The organism is Mycolicibacterium stellerae (genome assembly GCF_003719305.1).
Lineage (GTDB): Bacteria > Actinomycetota > Actinomycetes > Mycobacteriales > Mycobacteriaceae > Mycobacterium > Mycobacterium stellerae.
Window position 1 is genome coordinate 19,015 of record NZ_RARC01000017.1, and the last position, 15,603, is coordinate 34,617.

Annotated in this window: 13 protein-coding genes; 6 read left to right on the top strand and 7 right to left on the bottom strand. The window is 67.6% G+C overall.

The genetic code is table 11. The features are described from left to right. Window positions 1-40 precede the first annotated feature (40 nt). The 3 genes from D6M19_RS20140 (at window position 41) to D6M19_RS20150 (ending at window position 3,538) form a co-directional block, all read left to right on the top strand. Window positions 41-1,816, top strand: coding sequence for an N-acyl-D-amino-acid deacylase family protein (locus tag D6M19_RS20140; RefSeq protein ID WP_123027029.1), 1,776 nt, complete (start codon window positions 41-43; stop codon window positions 1,814-1,816). 93 nt (window positions 1,817-1,909) lie between these two features. After that, complete coding sequence (locus D6M19_RS20145) at window positions 1,910-3,166, top strand: threonine/serine exporter family protein (RefSeq protein ID WP_164478593.1); 1,257 nt, start codon at window positions 1,910-1,912, stop codon at window positions 3,164-3,166. Between the two features lie 9 nt (window positions 3,167-3,175). Next, the gene (locus D6M19_RS20150; RefSeq protein WP_123027031.1) at window positions 3,176-3,538 is read left to right on the top strand and encodes a pyridoxamine 5'-phosphate oxidase family protein; all 363 of its coding nucleotides are present in this window, start codon (window positions 3,176-3,178) and stop codon (window positions 3,536-3,538) included. 58 nt (window positions 3,539-3,596) lie between these two features. Here the strand turns inward: D6M19_RS20150 and groL are convergent, their stop codons facing one another. Continuing rightward, window positions 3,597-5,222: a chaperonin GroEL gene (gene groL / locus D6M19_RS20155; RefSeq protein ID WP_123027032.1), complete on the bottom strand. Its 1,626-nt coding sequence runs from the start codon at window positions 5,220-5,222 to the stop codon at window positions 3,597-3,599. A 183-nt stretch (window positions 5,223-5,405) separates the two neighbouring features. Further along, entirely contained in the window at window positions 5,406-5,966 is a 561-nt protein-coding gene (locus D6M19_RS20165) for a TetR/AcrR family transcriptional regulator (protein WP_123027033.1), read from the bottom strand. Between the two features lie 94 nt (window positions 5,967-6,060). Here D6M19_RS20165 and D6M19_RS20170 point away from each other — a divergent pair, with 94 nt between their 5' ends. Then, the gene (locus tag D6M19_RS20170; protein WP_123027034.1) at window positions 6,061-6,990 is read left to right on the top strand and encodes an SDR family NAD(P)-dependent oxidoreductase; all 930 of its coding nucleotides are present in this window, start codon (window positions 6,061-6,063) and stop codon (window positions 6,988-6,990) included. A 1-nt stretch (window position 6,991) separates the two neighbouring features. Here the strand turns inward: D6M19_RS20170 and D6M19_RS20175 are convergent, their stop codons facing one another. Next, a complete protein-coding gene (locus tag D6M19_RS20175) occupies window positions 6,992-7,654 on the bottom strand; it encodes a M24 family metallopeptidase (RefSeq protein WP_123027128.1) in 663 nt (220 codons plus the stop codon). Between the two features lie 62 nt (window positions 7,655-7,716). On the opposite strand from D6M19_RS20175, the gene D6M19_RS20180 reads away from it, so the two are divergent. Further along, window positions 7,717-8,214 carry a cupin domain-containing protein gene (locus D6M19_RS20180; protein ID WP_123027035.1) on the top strand — a complete coding sequence of 166 codons (498 nt, stop codon included), beginning with the start codon at window positions 7,717-7,719 and terminating at the stop codon, window positions 8,212-8,214. Here the strand turns inward: D6M19_RS20180 and D6M19_RS20185 are convergent. Continuing rightward, window positions 8,201-10,744 (bottom strand): excinuclease ABC subunit UvrA, encoded by a 2,544-nt coding sequence (locus D6M19_RS20185; RefSeq protein ID WP_123027129.1) that lies wholly within the window; start codon window positions 10,742-10,744, stop codon window positions 8,201-8,203. The two genes, D6M19_RS20180 and D6M19_RS20185, sit on opposite strands and share 14 nt — an antisense overlap. A 220-nt stretch (window positions 10,745-10,964) precedes the next feature. On the opposite strand from D6M19_RS20185, the gene D6M19_RS20190 reads away from it, so the two are divergent. Continuing rightward, window positions 10,965-12,656, top strand: a complete 1,692-nt coding sequence (locus D6M19_RS20190; protein WP_123027036.1) for a DEAD/DEAH box helicase — start codon at window positions 10,965-10,967, stop codon at window positions 12,654-12,656. Here D6M19_RS20190 and D6M19_RS20195 read toward each other — a convergent pair. From D6M19_RS20195 to D6M19_RS20205, 3 genes are all read right to left on the bottom strand, one after another. Next, entirely contained in the window at window positions 12,653-13,156 is a 504-nt protein-coding gene (locus D6M19_RS20195) for an SRPBCC family protein (RefSeq protein ID WP_123027037.1), read from the bottom strand. The two genes, D6M19_RS20190 and D6M19_RS20195, sit on opposite strands and share 4 nt — an antisense overlap. A gap of 116 nt (window positions 13,157-13,272) precedes the next feature. Beyond that, complete coding sequence (locus tag D6M19_RS20200) at window positions 13,273-14,091, bottom strand: HAD-IIA family hydrolase (protein ID WP_123027038.1); 819 nt, start codon at window positions 14,089-14,091, stop codon at window positions 13,273-13,275. A 45-nt stretch (window positions 14,092-14,136) separates the two neighbouring features. Continuing rightward, the gene (locus D6M19_RS20205; RefSeq protein WP_123027130.1) at window positions 14,137-15,564 is read right to left on the bottom strand and encodes a PH domain-containing protein; all 1,428 of its coding nucleotides are present in this window, start codon (window positions 15,562-15,564) and stop codon (window positions 14,137-14,139) included. Window positions 15,565-15,603: the final 39 nt, after the last annotated feature.

Here is a 15,603-nt window from a genome sequence, read left to right on the forward strand (position 1 = left end):
ATCCTGGCATGGCCCCCTGACACAGTCGTAAATTCAGCCTATGGCGCACGACTCCGGAGTCGCACCGGTGACGACATTCGACATATGCATTCGCAACGGCACCATCGTCGACGGCCTCGGCGGCGAGCCCTTCGTCGGTGACGTCGCGATCTCCGACGGTGTGATCACCGCGGTAAGCCGCGCAGACGGCACGGCCGTCGGTTCCTTCGACGGCGGGGCGCGCCGTGAGATCGACGCCACCGGGCTGCTGGTCACTCCTGGCTTCGTCGATCTGCACACCCACTACGACGGGCAGGCGATCTGGTCGGACCGCATGACGCCGTCGTCGGCGCACGGTGTGACGACCGCGGTGATGGGCAACTGCGGCGTCGGCTTCGCGCCGTGCCGGCCCGCCGACCACGAGGTACTCGTCGACGTGATGGCCGGCGTCGAGGACATCCCAGGGGTGGTGATGGTCGACGGGCTGCCGTGGACGTGGGAGACCTTCCCGGAGTTCATGGAGGCGCTCGACGCGGGCAGACGCGACATCGACGTCGCCGCGTTCCTGCCGCACTCGCCGTTGCGCGTTTACGTGATGGGTCGGCGTGGCGTCGACCGCGAACCCGCGACGCCCGAGGATCTGTCGCAGATGCGCAAACTGGCCGCCGAGGCGATAGACGTCGGGGCGCTCGGGTTCGCGTCGTCGCGGCTGACGATCCACAAGACCGAGAGCGGACACCCGATTCCGAGCTACGACGCGGGCCACGACGAGATCGAGGCCATCGCACGTGGCGTGGATGACGCGGGCGGAGGGCTCATCCAGTTCGTGCCCGACCTCGTGGCAGGTGATTACGAACCGGCGCTGCAGACGGTGTTCGACGTCGCCGCCGACGTCGGATTGCCGGTCACGTTCACGCTGGCGATCGGCAACGCGGGCCCGGCCTTCTTCGAGAATGCGTTGACGATGGTGGAGAAGGCCAACGCCAACGGTGGGGACATCACCGCACAGGTCTTTCCGAGGCCGATCGGCCTCGTGATCGGGCTCGAACTGTCGGGCAACCCGTTCGTGATGTACCCCAGCTATCGCGAGATCGCCGATCTGCCGCTCGCCGAGCGGGTGGCCGAGATGCGCAAACCCGAAGTGCGGGAACGCATTCTGAACGACAAGCCGGCATCTGACGGCCATCCGCTGATGTTCGCGGTGCAGGCCTTCGACTGGATCTTCCCGCTCGGCGATCCGCCCGACTACGAGCCCGATCCCGCCAACAGCATCGGCGCTAGGGCCAAGGCCCGCGGCGTGAGCCCGCAGGAGGAGGCCTACGACCGACTCCTCGACGACGACGGCCACGCGATGCTGCTCGTGACGCTGGCCAACTTCCGCGACGCCTCGCTGGACACCATCGCCGAACTGGTCCGCCGCGACGACGTCGTTCTCGGGCTGGGCGACGGCGGTGCGCACTACGGGATGATCTGCGATGCAAGCTTTCCCACCTTCATGCTCACCCATTGGGTGCGCGACCGCGCGTCGGGCAGGCTGACTGTCGCCGAGGCGGTCCGCGAGCTGACGTCGGCGCCAGCCCGCGTCGCGGGTCTTGCCGATCGCGGCCGAATCGCGGTGGGATACAAGGCCGATCTGAACATCATCGACCACGACGCGATGCGACTGCACAAGCCGACCGTGCGATACGACCTGCCCGCGCGCGGGCGTCGACTCGACCAGACCGCCGACGGCTACGTCGCGACAATCGTCTCAGGCGAGGTCATCGCCGAGAACGGTGTGCCCACCGATGCGCGCCCCGGCAGGCTGGTGCGCGGCCGTCAGCACGCGCCGGGCTGACGCCGCCCCTGGCCGATTGTGCGGATTTGGACACCAGCACGGCGTGTCGCGTACGAAACTGCACAATCGGCGGCCAGAAATAGGATGAGCGGCATGAGCGGCCGCGACGACAGTGCCGAAAGCGACAGTGCCGAACGCTACGACACCCTGCTTGCGGCGAGCGCGCTGCTGTACGCCAACGGTCAGTCCACCCAGATGACCCAGACCGCCGTCCAGCGGCTCAATCGCGGGCTGGAAACCGACGCCGTGGTGGTCCCGTCCTGGTCGATGCTGACGCTGACCGCGGCAGGTTCGCGCGCCACGGTGTTGACCGCCGCCGTATCACCGACGGCGATCAACATGCATCGGGTCGCCACCATGATGGGCGTCGTCGACCGGGCACAGGACGGTCCGTTGGAACTCGAACGCGTGGCCGAAGGGATCGCCGAGGCCGAGGCCCAACCAGTCTCCAACACAGCGGCTTTCGTGGTCGCCTGCGCAACGGGCGCCGCCGCGCTGGCCGTGATCTATGGCGCAAGCCAGCCGCTGGCGATACTGCTGGTGGCGCTCGCCGCGGCGGTCGGCGGTCTGCTGCGAAGGTGGTCGGGCGCGCTTGGCGCGGGCCCGCTGGTGCAGGTGTTCGCGGCAGCGCTGATCGCGGGGGCGGTCGGCGCGGCGGCCACCCATCTGCATCTCGGCGCGTCGGCCGCGGTGGTCGCCATCTGCCCGGCGATGGTGCTGGTGCCGGGACCGCACCTCCTCAACGGTGCACTGGATCTGCTCGACCTGCGGGTGACGCTCGGACTGGCGCGGCTGGCCTACGGGCTGCTGCTGCTGACCTCGATCAGCGGGGGTCTGATGCTGGGCCTGCACACCGGCGGCCAGACGCTTGCGGTGACGGCGCCGTCGAGCAGTGCACCCTTCATCGTCGACGTTCTCGCCGCGGGTGTCGCCGCGGCGTCCTACCCGGTCTACTTCTCGATGCCGTGGCGGATGATCGGCTGGTCGGTCGGCGCAGGCATGCTGGCCCACGCCGCGCACTGGGTTGCCCTTTACGCGGGAGCCAACCTGGCGATCGCGGCGTTCGTATCCTGCCTGCTGGTCGGGGTGCTGTTGGTGCCGGTGTCACACCGCATGCGAATCCCCTTCGCGGGCATCGGGTTTGCCTCCGTCGTCGCGCTGGTGCCCGGCGTATTGGTGTTCCGCACGCTGGCGGGTTTCGTCGAATTCGCCAGCCACCCGTCGGCGCAGCTGTTCACCTCCGCTTCGGCGGATCTGATCGTCGCGACGGTCATCATCGCGGGGATGGCGCTCGGCCTTGCGCTGCCGATGCACCTGCGCGCCGACGGCGCTGTTCCGGCGCGGGCATAGGCTCAAGCCATGAGCGTGAAGGTGGATCTCGACCGGCTGGCCGACGAATTGGCCAACTACAAGTTCGCCTATCTGGTCACCGTCGGCGACGACTTTCACGCGCACACCGTCGCGGTCGAACCCGTCTTCGTCGACGGCAGATTCGACGTCGGCCCCGTCGGCGGCACCACGAGCAGAAACCTCGCCTCCCACGACAGCGCCACGCTCGTCTGGCCGCCCAGCGCGCCTGGTGGTTACACGCTCATCGTCGACGGCCGCGCCGACTCGCGATACGTCGTCCCCGACCGCGCGGTCCTGCACCGCAAGGCACCCCCTGGCGTCGCAACCAAGCCCGGCTGCAAAGACGACTGCCACCCGCTGGAAAGAAGCTGAGACACGAAAAAACCCGACCCCTTGTGGGGGCCGGGCCTTTTCGTAGGCGAAGGACTCTTTAGAAGTCCATGCCGCCCATGCCACCGGTCGGGTCGCCCGCAGGTGCGGCGGCCTTCTCCGGCTTGTCTGCGACGACCGCTTCGGTCGTCAGGAACAGCGCAGCGATGGACGCCGCGTTCTGCAGCGCCGAACGGGTCACCTTGACCGGGTCGGCGACGCCGGCCTTGAGCAGGTCCTCGTACTCGCCGGTGGCGGCGTTGAGGCCGGTGCCCGCCGGGGAGTTGCGAACCTTCTCGGCGACCACGCCGGGCTCCAGACCCGAGTTGAAGGCGATCTGCTTCAGCGGGGCTTCGAGTGCAACCTTGACGATGTTGGCGCCGGTGGCTTCGTCACCGGTCAGCTCCAGATCGTCGAGCGCAGGCGAGGACTGCAGCAGGGCCACGCCACCGCCGGCGACGATGCCCTCCTCGACGGCCGCCTTCGCGTTGCGGACGGCGTCCTCGATGCGGTGCTTGCGCTCCTTGAGCTCCACCTCGGTGGCGGCTCCGGCCTTGATCACCGCAACACCGCCTGCCAGCTTGGCCAGGCGCTCCTGCAGCTTCTCGCGGTCGTAGTCGGAGTCGCTGTTCTCGATCTCGGCGCGGATCTGGCTGACCCGGCCCGCGATGGCGTCCGGGTCACCGGAGCCCTCGATGATCGTGGTCTCGTCCTTGGTGACGACGATCTTGCGCGCCTTGCCGAGCAGCTCGACGCCTGCGGTCTCCAGGGAGAGGCCGACCTCTTCGCTGATGACCTGGCCACCGGTGAGGATCGCCATGTCCTGCAGCATCGCCTTGCGACGGTCACCGAAGCCGGGCGCCTTGACGGCGACGGACTTGAAGGTGCCGCGGATCTTGTTCACCACGAGCGTGGAAAGGGCCTCGCCCTCGACATCCTCGGCGATGATCAGCAGCGGCTTGCCGGACTGAATGACCTTCTCCAGCAGGGGCAGCAGATCCTTGACGGTCGAGATCTTCGACGAGACGAGCAGGATGTACGGATCCTCGAGGACCGCTTCCTGACGCTCGGCGTCGGTCACGAAGTAACCCGAGATGTAGCCCTTGTCGAAGCGCATGCCTTCGGTGAGCTCCAGCTGCAGGCCGAAGGTGTTGCTCTCCTCGACGGTGATGACGCCCTCGTTGCCGACCTTGTCCATGGCCTCGGCGATCAGCTCGCCGATGGACGGGTCGCCTGCCGAGATGCCCGCGGTGGCAGCGATCTGCTCCTTGGTCTCGACCTCCTTGGCCGACTTCAGCAGCGTCTCGGTGACCTTCTCGACGGCCTTCTCGATGCCGCGCTTGAGGCCGAGCGGGTTGGCACCCGCCGCGACGTTGCGCAGACCCTCGCGCACGAGCGCCTGGGCCAGCACGGTGGCGGTGGTGGTGCCGTCGCCCGCGACGTCGTCGGTCTTCTTGGCGACTTCCTTGACCAGCTCAGCGCCGATCTTCTCGTAGGGGTCCTCCAGCTCGATCTCCTTGGCGATGGACACACCATCGTTGGTGATCGTGGGGGCGCCCCACTTCTTCTCCAGGACGACGTTGCGGCCCTTGGGACCCAACGTCACCTTTACCGCGTCGGCGAGGGCGTTGAGGCCCCGCTCGAGGCCGCGACGGGCCTCTTCGTCGTACGCAATTGTCTTGGCCATTGCGAAGTAATTCCTCCGGATTGGGGATGGCACACGTATGTGGTCGGGTGCAGTGCCCGCGACGGACGGCTGTGGGTGTGCTCCGCGTGTGCGGACCCTGGCCTCACCGTCCCGACCTAGCACTCACTGGTCGCGAGTGCCAACTGCATTTTTAGCACTCGGGCATGGAGAGTGCAAGCAGGTTCACCGCGGGCGAAGCCCGTCAAGAACAACTTCGGCCAACCGCTCGGCCTGAGCCGGGGTGGATGCCTGGATGGCCAGGTACCCGCCGAGGATCGCCTTTACGTCGCGCACGTCGATATCGGAGCGCACGGCGCCCGCCTGCTGGCCGACGCTCAGCAGGTCGGCCAGCATCTGGAGAAAGGCTTCCTCGACGTCCGGCAGGGCCGTCTCGATATTGATGCCGATCCCCGCGAGCGCGTCGGTCAGGCCACGGTCGGTCGCGCCCCACTGCAGGACGATCGACCGCAAGAACGTGAACAGCGCCTCCGGGTCCTGGCCCGCCACTAGCGCCTGACCCTGGTCGACGAGGTGACGGATCCGGTCCTCGACGACCGCCCGGAACAGATCCTCCTTGGTGGGGAAATGCCGGTAGACGGTGCCCGCGCCGACTCCAGCGCGACGGGCGATCTCGTCGATGGGTACCGAAAGCCCTTCGGCGGCGAACGTGTCGTAGGCGACCTCGAGCACCCGCGCGCGGTTGCGGGCGGCGTCCGCACGTAGCGGACGGTCCGGTTGAGCCACCTGTCACCTCGGGAATAAGAAAGCGGGGCGCGCGTTCCGTATAGTCGTATCAAACGGAGCCGACGCCCCGTTTACCCGATTCTAGGAGATTCTCATGGCCAACTGGACCACTACCGACATTCCCGACCAGGCCGGTCGCACCGCCGTCGTCACCGGATCCAACACGGGCCTCGGCTTCGAAACCGCCGCAGCACTCGCCGCCAAGGGCGCCCACGTGGTGCTCGCGGTCCGCAACGTCGACAAAGGCAATCAAGCCGCCGCCCGCATCGGCGACCGGACGCCGGGCGCCAGCGTCGCGGTGACCGAACTCGACCTCACCTCGCTGGACTCCGTTCGCGCGGCCGCCGAAGCGCTGCGATCCGAGCACGACACCATCGACCTGCTGATCAACAACGCAGGCGTGATGATGACGCCGAAGGCGACCACCAAGGACGGCTTCGAATTGCAGTTCGGCACAAACCATCTGGGCCACTTTGCGTTCACGGGCCTGCTGCTCGACTGCCTGCTGCCGGTGCCCGGCTCTCGCGTCGTCACAGTCAGCAGCGTCGGACACCGCTTCGCGCGCAACGGAATCCGCTTCGATGACCTGCAGTGGGAGAAGGACTACGGCCGCGTCGCGGCGTACGGACAGGCCAAACTCGCCAACCTGATGTTCACCTACGAACTGCAACGCCGCTTGCAGAACACCAACAGCACCACCATCGCCGCCGCCGCGCACCCTGGCGGGTCACGGACCGAACTGATGCGCAACCTGCCGCGGGTGCTCGTTTTGGCGGCCACGCCGGTGATCGAGCCGCTCATCCAGGACCCCGACATGGGTGCACTGCCGACCCTGCGCGCCGCCACCGACCCCGGCGTCATCGGCGGGCAGTACTTCGGCCCCGACGGTTTCGGTGAGCAGCGCGGCTACCCGGTCGTGGTGGCCTCCAGCAGGCCATCGCACGACGTGGCAGCGCAGAAGCGGCTGTGGACCGTCTCCGAAGAGCTGACCGGCGTGACGTTCCCAGTCCCTGCCCTGGTCTGAGTCACCGGATGTCGAGCAGCTCCTCGTAGAAGCCGCCGAACCCGCGCACTGGGTCGGTCAGGTGCACTTCGAGGATCCAGTGGCAGACCTGCCCGGTGCGGTCGGTGCGCCGCATCGGGTGGTCTGACCCCGGCGCGATGTAGGACTCGACGTCTTCGCCGTCGATCTTTTCGTGCGGGAACTCGCCGACCAGATGTCCTGCGATCGTTCCGCCGAACTCCCAGCCCGCCTCGTGGCTGAGCTCGACGACGTGAGCGAACAGCTGGGCACCCGTGACGTCGGGGTTGGCCTCGAAGTAATCCCGCCCCTTCGCCCACACCCGAGCCAGGTCGTCGCGCAGAGCATGCTTACCGGCGTCGTCGCCGAGCACGAACGTGCGGCCGAAGTCTGCCTCCCAACGATCGAAGATCGGGCCGAAATCGCAGAACACGATGTCGTCGTCGGTGATCAGCCGGTTCGGCGGATTCTTCGAATAGGGATGCAGCGTGTTCTCGCCCGCCCGCACGATCCGCTTGTGCCAGTGCCTGCTGACGCCGAACTTCTCCGCGGCCAGATCCCGGATCTCATCGGACAACTCCTTCTCGCGAACGCCCGCGCGGACCATCCCGCTACGCTCGATCTCGGCGAACAACTCCGCCGCCTTGTTCTGGGCGTCGAGAAGCATCTCGACACGGGAACCCTCGATCTCACCCACCCTGGAATGCTACGACCGCAACGGGAGCGTTGATGTCACTCGTCGTGCCGCCCTACCCACCGCAGCGATACACCAAGGACACCCCGGAGATCAGCGCCTGGCTTCGGAGAGGCAGCCAACCCGCCGACTACGACTCGTTCGGCCTAGTGCAGTACCACTACCTCGCCAACCAGAAACAGACGAACGGCGACTACGGCCTTTACCGCGTCGACATCGCGCCCAACGGCGGCGGCCCAGGGCCACACTTTCACCGTGCCATGTCGGAGGCGTTCTTCGTGCTGTCGGGAACCGTCAGGCTCTACGATGGCAGCCAATGGGTGGACGGAACACAGAACGACTTCCTGTACGTCCCGCCCGGCGGCATCCACGGTTTCCGCAATGAGGCCGACGCCGAGGCGTCCATCTTGATGCTGTTTGCTCCGGGCGCGCCTCGGGAGCATTATTTCGAGGGCTTCGCCCAACTGGGTGACCTCACCGACGAGGAACGACGAGAGTGGTTCATCAAGAACGACAACTTCATCGTCGAGTGACCAGCCGCGCGGCCAGGTACGGCGCGGTGCGGCTGCCCTTGGCCTGACTCACCTTTCGCGGTGTTCCCGTCGCGACAACCCGACCGCCGTCATTGCCTGCACCCGGTCCCAGATCGATCACCCAGTCCGAGCCGGCCACCATCCGCATGTCGTGTTCGGCCACCACCACGGTGTTGCCCGAGTCGACGAGCCGATGCAGCTGCGCATCGAGAGTGTCCACATCGGCGGGATGCAACCCGGTGGTGGGTTCGTCGAACACGTAGAGCGTGTGGCCGCGGCGGGGTCGTTGCAGTTCCGAGGCCAACTTGATCCGCTGCGCTTCGCCGCCGGACAGTTCGGTGGCGGGCTGCCCGAGACGCAGATAGCCCAACCCGACCTCGTGCAGCGTTGTCAGGCTGCGCGCCGCGCCCTGGATATCAGCGAAGAACTCCGCCGCCTCGTCGACAGTCATGGCCAGTACGTCGGCAATCGTGCGCTCGCGGTACCGCACACGCAGCGTGGCCTCGTTGTATCGCGCGCCGTTGCATGCCGGGCAGGTGGCGTAAGTGCCCGGCAGGAAAAGCAATTCGACCGATACGAAGCCCTCACCTTGACAGGTCTCGCATCGGCCCTCGGCGACGTTGAACGAGAACCGGCCGGCCGTCCAGCCGCGTCGGCGCGCCGCGGGCGTCGCGGCGAATTCCCGCCGAACGGCGTCGAAAAGTCCCGTATAGGTGGCAAGTGTCGAGCGCGGAGTCCGCCCGATCGGCCGCTGGTCAACGGCGACCAGTCGGCCGATCGCAGCCACGCCGTCGACTGTCACTCCGACACTGGCGTCGTGATCGAGGTCGATGATCTCGGTGTCGGAATCGTCTGCGTCGGTGTCGGTTTCGGGTTGACCCGCCGCGCGGCCCAGTTGGCGCTTGACCACGTCGCCGAGAACCTTCACGACGAGCGTTGACTTACCCGAGCCGGACACACCGGTGACCGCGGTGTAGACGCCCAACGGCAGGTCGACGTCGATGTCGCGCAAATTGTGAAAGCAGATGCCCCGCATCCGCAAGCGTCCCGACGGCTTGCGCGGGGTCCGCGTCTTTGCGGACACATCGCTACCGAAAAGGTACCTGCGGGTGATCGACTCGTCGATGTCGACCAGACCCGGCACGGGCCCGCTGTAGAGAACTTTGCCTCCGTGTTCGCCTGCGCCGGGGCCGACGTCGACGATCCAGTCGGCACGGCGCACCACATCCATGTCGTGCTCGACCACGAACAGCGAATTGCCTGCTCGCCGAAGTCGATCCAGAACATCGAGCAGCGGTTCGGCGTCAGCGGGATGCAGGCCTGCTGATGGTTCGTCCAGCACGTAGAGCACTCCGAACAACCCTGCGCGCAGCTGCGTGGCCAACCGCAGCCGCTGTAGTTCACCCGGTGAGACGGTCGGGGTGCGACGGTTCAGTGTCAGATAACCCAGGCCGAGATCGATGAGCACCTGGATGCGGGCCACGAGGTCGGCGGCGATCATCGCGGCGACCTCGGTCAGTTCACCGGACTCCGTCGACTCGAAGGCCGCTCCGGCATCCCTGAGCGCCGCGGTCGGGCCCAACACGTCGGCGAGTTCGGCCAATGGCATTGCCACGTAGTCGGCAATGGTGCGGCCCGCGAAGCTCACCTTCAGCGCCTCGGGCCGCAGTCCCGAGCCATGGCACAGTCCGCATTCGACGCTGTCGACGAACTGCAGGACGCGACGGCGCATCATCGCGCTCTGCGAGTTGGCCAGCGTGTGCCGAACGTGGCGTTCGGCGCTGGAGAAGGTCCCGTTGTAGTAGTAATCTGCGGTGACCGGATGTTGGCTCGGATCGATCTCGACGGTCGGCTGCTCGTCGGTGAACAGGATCCAATCACGTTGTCGCTTGGGCAGTTTCCGCCACGGTTTGTCGATGTCGTAGCCAAGGGTGATGAGGATGTCCCGCAAATTCTGTCCCTGCCAGGCGCCCGGCCATGCGGCCACTGCGCCCGCGCGAATGGTCAGCGACGGGTCAGGCACGAGCGTCTGTTCCGTCACCTGATGGATCCGGCCGAGACCGTGGCACTCCGGGCACGCACCGACCGCGGTGTTGGGCGAGAACGCATCGGAGTCGAGTCGTTCGGTGGCTCCGCGCGGGTACGTCCCGGCACGCGAGAACAGCATCCTCAGGAGATTGGACAGTGTCGTGACAGTGCCCACCGTCGACCGCGACGTCGCCGACCCTCTGCGCTGCTGCAGCGCGACGGCCGGTGGCAGTCCCGTGATGTCGTCCACCTTTGGCGCGCCCGTCGGCAGCAGCAGCCGCCTCGCGTACGGCGCGACGGACTCGAAGTACCGGCGTTGCGCCTCGGCGTAGATGGTGCCGAAGGCGAGCGACGACTTGCCCGACCCCGAAATCCCGGTGAACGCGACCAGCGCGTCGCGGGGGGCCGCAACGTCGACTCCCCTTAAATTGTGTACCCGGGTGCCAAAGACGCGCACGCAGGGATCGATTTCGTCGTTTCGCGGATCAGGGGTCGCTGGCATGGTGGGCAGAGGGTACCCATGCTGTACCGGGGCAAGCATCATGTTTGCTGCCGTTGACCGCGGTTGGACGCGCCGCGCCGGTTGGCAGCCTTGGCCGATGGGCTAGGCCGCGGGTGTCGGCCACCCGCGACACTCCGTCTGTCCGGCGACGCGCCACGCAGAGATGCGTACTCGTAATCCGTTGCGTTAGGCTGCTGTCCGATCAGTTGAGGAGTCTTGGGTGCGGGCTAACGGCGCGCCCGACACCCAGGCTCTGCGGAGCTGGCAGCGTCGGGCATTGGTGCGGTATCTTGCCGCGCAGCCGCGCGATTTTCTGGCCGTGGCAACCCCCGGCTCGGGTAAGACGGCGTTTGCCTTGCGGGTCGCCGGCGAGCTGCTGGCCGATGGCGTCGTCGAGCAGATCACCGTCGTGGTGCCCACCGAACACCTCAAGACACAGTGGGCGCTGGCAGCCGCACGGGTGGGTATCGCACTCGACCCGAAGTTCAGCAACTCCGCGGCGCACACGTCGTCGGAATACCACGGCGTCGTGGTCACCTACGCCCAGGTCGCCAGCCACCCGACGCGGCACCGGGTGCGCACCGAGAACCGTCGGACGCTCGTGGTGTTCGACGAGATCCACCACGGAGGCGACGCGAAAAGCTGGGGTGACGCCATCCGCGAAGCCTTCGACGATGCGACGCGACGCCTTGCGCTCACCGGCACGCCGTTCCGCAGCGACGACTCCGCGATCCCGTTCGTCACCTACGCGCCCGACGCCGACGGGCTGATGCGCTCGACGGCGGACCACACCTACGGCTATGCCGAGGCGCTCGCCGACGGCGTGGTCCGGCCGGTGGTGTTCCTCGCGTACTCCGGGGAGGCGCGCTGGCGAACCAGCGCGGGCGAGGAACATTCGGCCCGGCTCGGCGAGCCGCTGAACGCCGAGCAGACGGCGCGGGCCTGGCGCACGGTCCTCGACGCCAAGGGCGAGTGGATACCTGCGGTGCTGCAGGCCGCCGACACCCGGCTCACCCAGAAGCGCAACGGCGGCGTGCCCGACGCGGGCGCCATGGTCATCGCGTCCGACCAGAAGGCGGCGCGCGCCTACGCCGCCGTGCTGACAAAGCTGACCGGCGAGACTCCGACCGTGGTGCTGTCCGACGACCCCGGCTCGTCGGCGCGGATCTCGGAGTTCGCGGCGGGAACCGCCCGTTGGCTCGTCGCCGTGCGAATGGTGTCAGAGGGTGTCGACGTGCCCCGGCTTGCGGTGGGCGTGTACGCCACCAGCGCGTCGACGCCGCTGTTCTTCGCCCAGGCGATCGGCCGCTACGTTCGTTCGCGGCAGCCCGGTGAGACCGCGAGCATCTTCCTGCCCTCGGTGCCGACGCTGCTCGACCTGGCCAGTCAGATGGAGGCCCAGCGCGACCACGTGCTCGGCAAGCCGCACCGCGAGGAGCAGGGCTTCGACGACGAGGCGGTCGAGGACGCGAATCGCAAGAAGTCCGAGGCCGACGAGGACAAGGGCTTCGAGTCGCTGGGCGCCGACGCGGAGCTGGATCAGGTCATCTTCGACGGCTCGTCGTTCGGCACGGCGACACCTGCGGGCAGCGACGAGGAAGCCGACTACCTCGGCATCCCCGGCCTTCTGGATGCAGGGGCGATGCGAGATCTGTTGCGGCGCAGGCAAGAAGCACAGATCAGTAAGCGCACGGCAACGGGCGAGGTGCCGCGGTTGTCGACGCACGGGCAGCTGCGTGAACTGCGCAGCCAACTCAACGCGCTCGTGTCGGTGGCACACCACCGCACGGGTAAGCCGCACGGCTGGATTCACAAGGAGTTGCGCCGGATCTGCGGCGGCCCGCCGATCGCTGCGGCGACCTCCGATCAGCTGAAGGCCCGCATCGAAGCGGTGCGCGGCCTGAACGCCTAGCGCGCCTGCGCCAGCTCGCTGAGGTGGCGCAGCGAGCTGTCGAGGTGCGACACATCGAACGGCGGGAACTGGATGTGTTCGCGCGTCTCACGCGGCACCGCCGACCAGTCGTAGGTCAGCGTGACTTCGGTGCGGTCGTCGCCGACGGGTTCGAGGTCGTATCGCCAGATCCATCCGCCGAAGTCGAGAGGGGCGTCGTCGGGACCCTGGTAACCAGGGATATGCCGGGGTTCTGCTCCGGGCTGCCACGCGATGGCCCGCGGCGGCTCGAAAACCTCGACCCGGTTCGCCATTTCGTAGTGCTTGTCGGGGTGGTTGTCGTGGTACATCCCCATCCGGAAGATCTGGCCGGTTTCGGTCAACGCCTTGCCGTCGCGTGATTCGCGCACCCAGCCGGTGCCGTCGATCGCTTCGTGGGTCGTCGGGTCGGCGAGCACCGCGAACACGGTGTCGACGGGTGCCTTGACGGTGGCGCTGACGCTCATGGTGTCTTGGCTCATGTCAGTACAGACCGCCCGCGCCGGCGGAACTCATCGACATTGCGCGTATGGCGCAAAAGTGCGAGCAACCTCCGCCATCAACGCAGAGTCAACGCCCGCGGCCCCAGAACTCGTCGCTACAGGCCGAGCACCTCGGGCAGATCGGCAACCGAGTCGATCACATGGCTGGGCTGCATCGCGAATTCGTCGGCCGCCCACCGGTCCAGGGTGTCCTGACGGAACTTGCCCGTGCGCACCAGCACACCCGTCATTCCGACCACCTGCGCGGCCAGCACGTCGTTGTTGAGGTCATCGCCGATCATGTACATCTCGTCGGGGTCAACGCCCAGACGCGAAGCGGCGGCGAGGAAGCCTGCGGGAGCCGGCTTGCCGACCGCGATCGCCTTGCGGCCCGACGTCTCCTCCATCCCGATCAGGTACATGCCGGTGTCGATACGCAGACCCTCTGCGGTGTTCCACGACGTGCTGCGGTGCATGGCGACCACCGGAACGCCCTGCGCCATCCAGTCGTACACACGGCTGAGCGTCACGTGGTCGTACTCCGGGCCCGCCCCGCCGAGCAGGATCACATCCGGGGTCTCCGGTGTCGGGCCGTCCGGGCCGTAGTCGCTTGCGTAGGCGATGTCGATGCCCGGCATGTCCTCGGCAATCTGCCCGTTGTTCACCAGGAAGCACCGCGCATCGGGGTACTGGCCGCGAACGTATTCGGCCGTCAGCGCGGCGGCGGTGATCACCTCGTCGGCGGTCACATCCATGCCCGCGTCGGTCAGCAGACCGGCGATCTGGCTGCGGGTGCGCGTCGTCGTGTTGGTCAGATACGACCGGGCAATCTGGTTGTCTGCCAGCACTCGAAGCGTCTCGGCCGCCCCCTCGATGGGCTCCCACGAGGTCACCAAGACGCCATCGATGTCAAACAGCACGCCACCGACCGCCATGAGGCGACAGTAAACGCCGTGCGTGGCCGCGCAAGTCGGGCCCGGCTACGAGCGTGCCCAGCGACTGTCGGCCACCCACGGTGACGCCGTCCCCGCAATCGACCAACCGAGCTCGGCGGGAACGTCGATCACCTGATATTGCTTCACCCCGGCCGCGGTCGCCGCGATCAGCGTGGCCACCCCCGCCCGCCGCTGGAAGAACGTCTGGCGCACGGTCCACCCGATGATGCCTTCGGCCGCGATGCAGTCCCGACGGCGTTCCAGGCTGCCCGCCCGAGCGACCAGCCACCGGCCGTCGACGCGATGTCCGAGCGCTCGCACCCGGTCGGCGGCCAGCAGTGCGCACACCAGCGCCAGCACCGCCACGGCCACCCACGCCCACAGTGGAACCGCCACGTATGCCGCGGCGACGGCCAATCCGACCGCGGCGACGACCGGAAACGCGAGCCCGCGCGTCCAGCGCCTACGCGTCGCGGCCGGTCCATGCCCACGCACCGGGCCGGACACCGCGTTGACGTCGGTGATCAAGTCGGTCAACACCGCCTCCGCGGTGTGCACGGGGCACGGCGGCAGCAGCAGCGACGCCTCCCCCGCGCCTTCGACACCCGTCATCACCGCGTCCAGCCGCGCGCCGCCGAGCAGCCGGACGAGCAGCGGCTGTCGCAGCGTGCCGCCCCTCAGCCTGCGCATGTCGAAGGTGTGCTCACGCTTGCGCAGCAGGCCGTGCTGCAGATGGAGCACCTCCACATCGCGGCGCAGCACCAGGTTCCCGAACGTCACCAGCGACCGCAACACCGAAAGCACGACCGACGCGAGCACCACGACCGCGACGACGACGGCGATGCTTGCGACGACGCCGAACCGTTGCGTGGCGTCGCGACCCGACTCGGCGACCCGCGAATGCTCAAGCGCCGCACCGAGACCCGCCTGATAAACCACGCCAACCGCGGCGAGGATCATGGCGAGTCCGGTGAAGCTCAGCGGGCTGTAGCGCAGCCACGACGGATGCCAGCTGGCCAGCAGCCTGCCCGGCGACTGCTGCTGATCGCCTGCATCGTCAGCGGCGGGGGCCAGCGAGTCGGAAAGCAGAATCGAGCGCAGCCGCGGCACCTCTTCGGCACGCACCGCGTCGAGCGCGAACTCGGTGTCGCCCCTGGCCTGCTGGCCGGTGCTCACCCGAAGCACGGTAAGCCCGAGCGCCTGGTGCAGCAGCCGCGCGTCGGTCTGCACCGAACGAATCCTGTTGCGCGGCACCGAAACCACCTTGCGCTGCAGCACGCCGGTGCGCAGCTGCACCTCGTCGGGTTCGATGCGGTAGGTGGTGGTGAACCAGCGCAGCACACCGAAGGCGATCGTCACGCCGAGGATGGCCACCGTCCACCACGAGTTGCCCGTCGCCGAACCCAACACGACCGCACCGACCAGCAACGGAATCTGTCGCAACACCTCATGGACGGGGTGCACCAACAACATTCGCGGGCTGAGCCGGTGCCACACCCGCTCGGCGGCCTG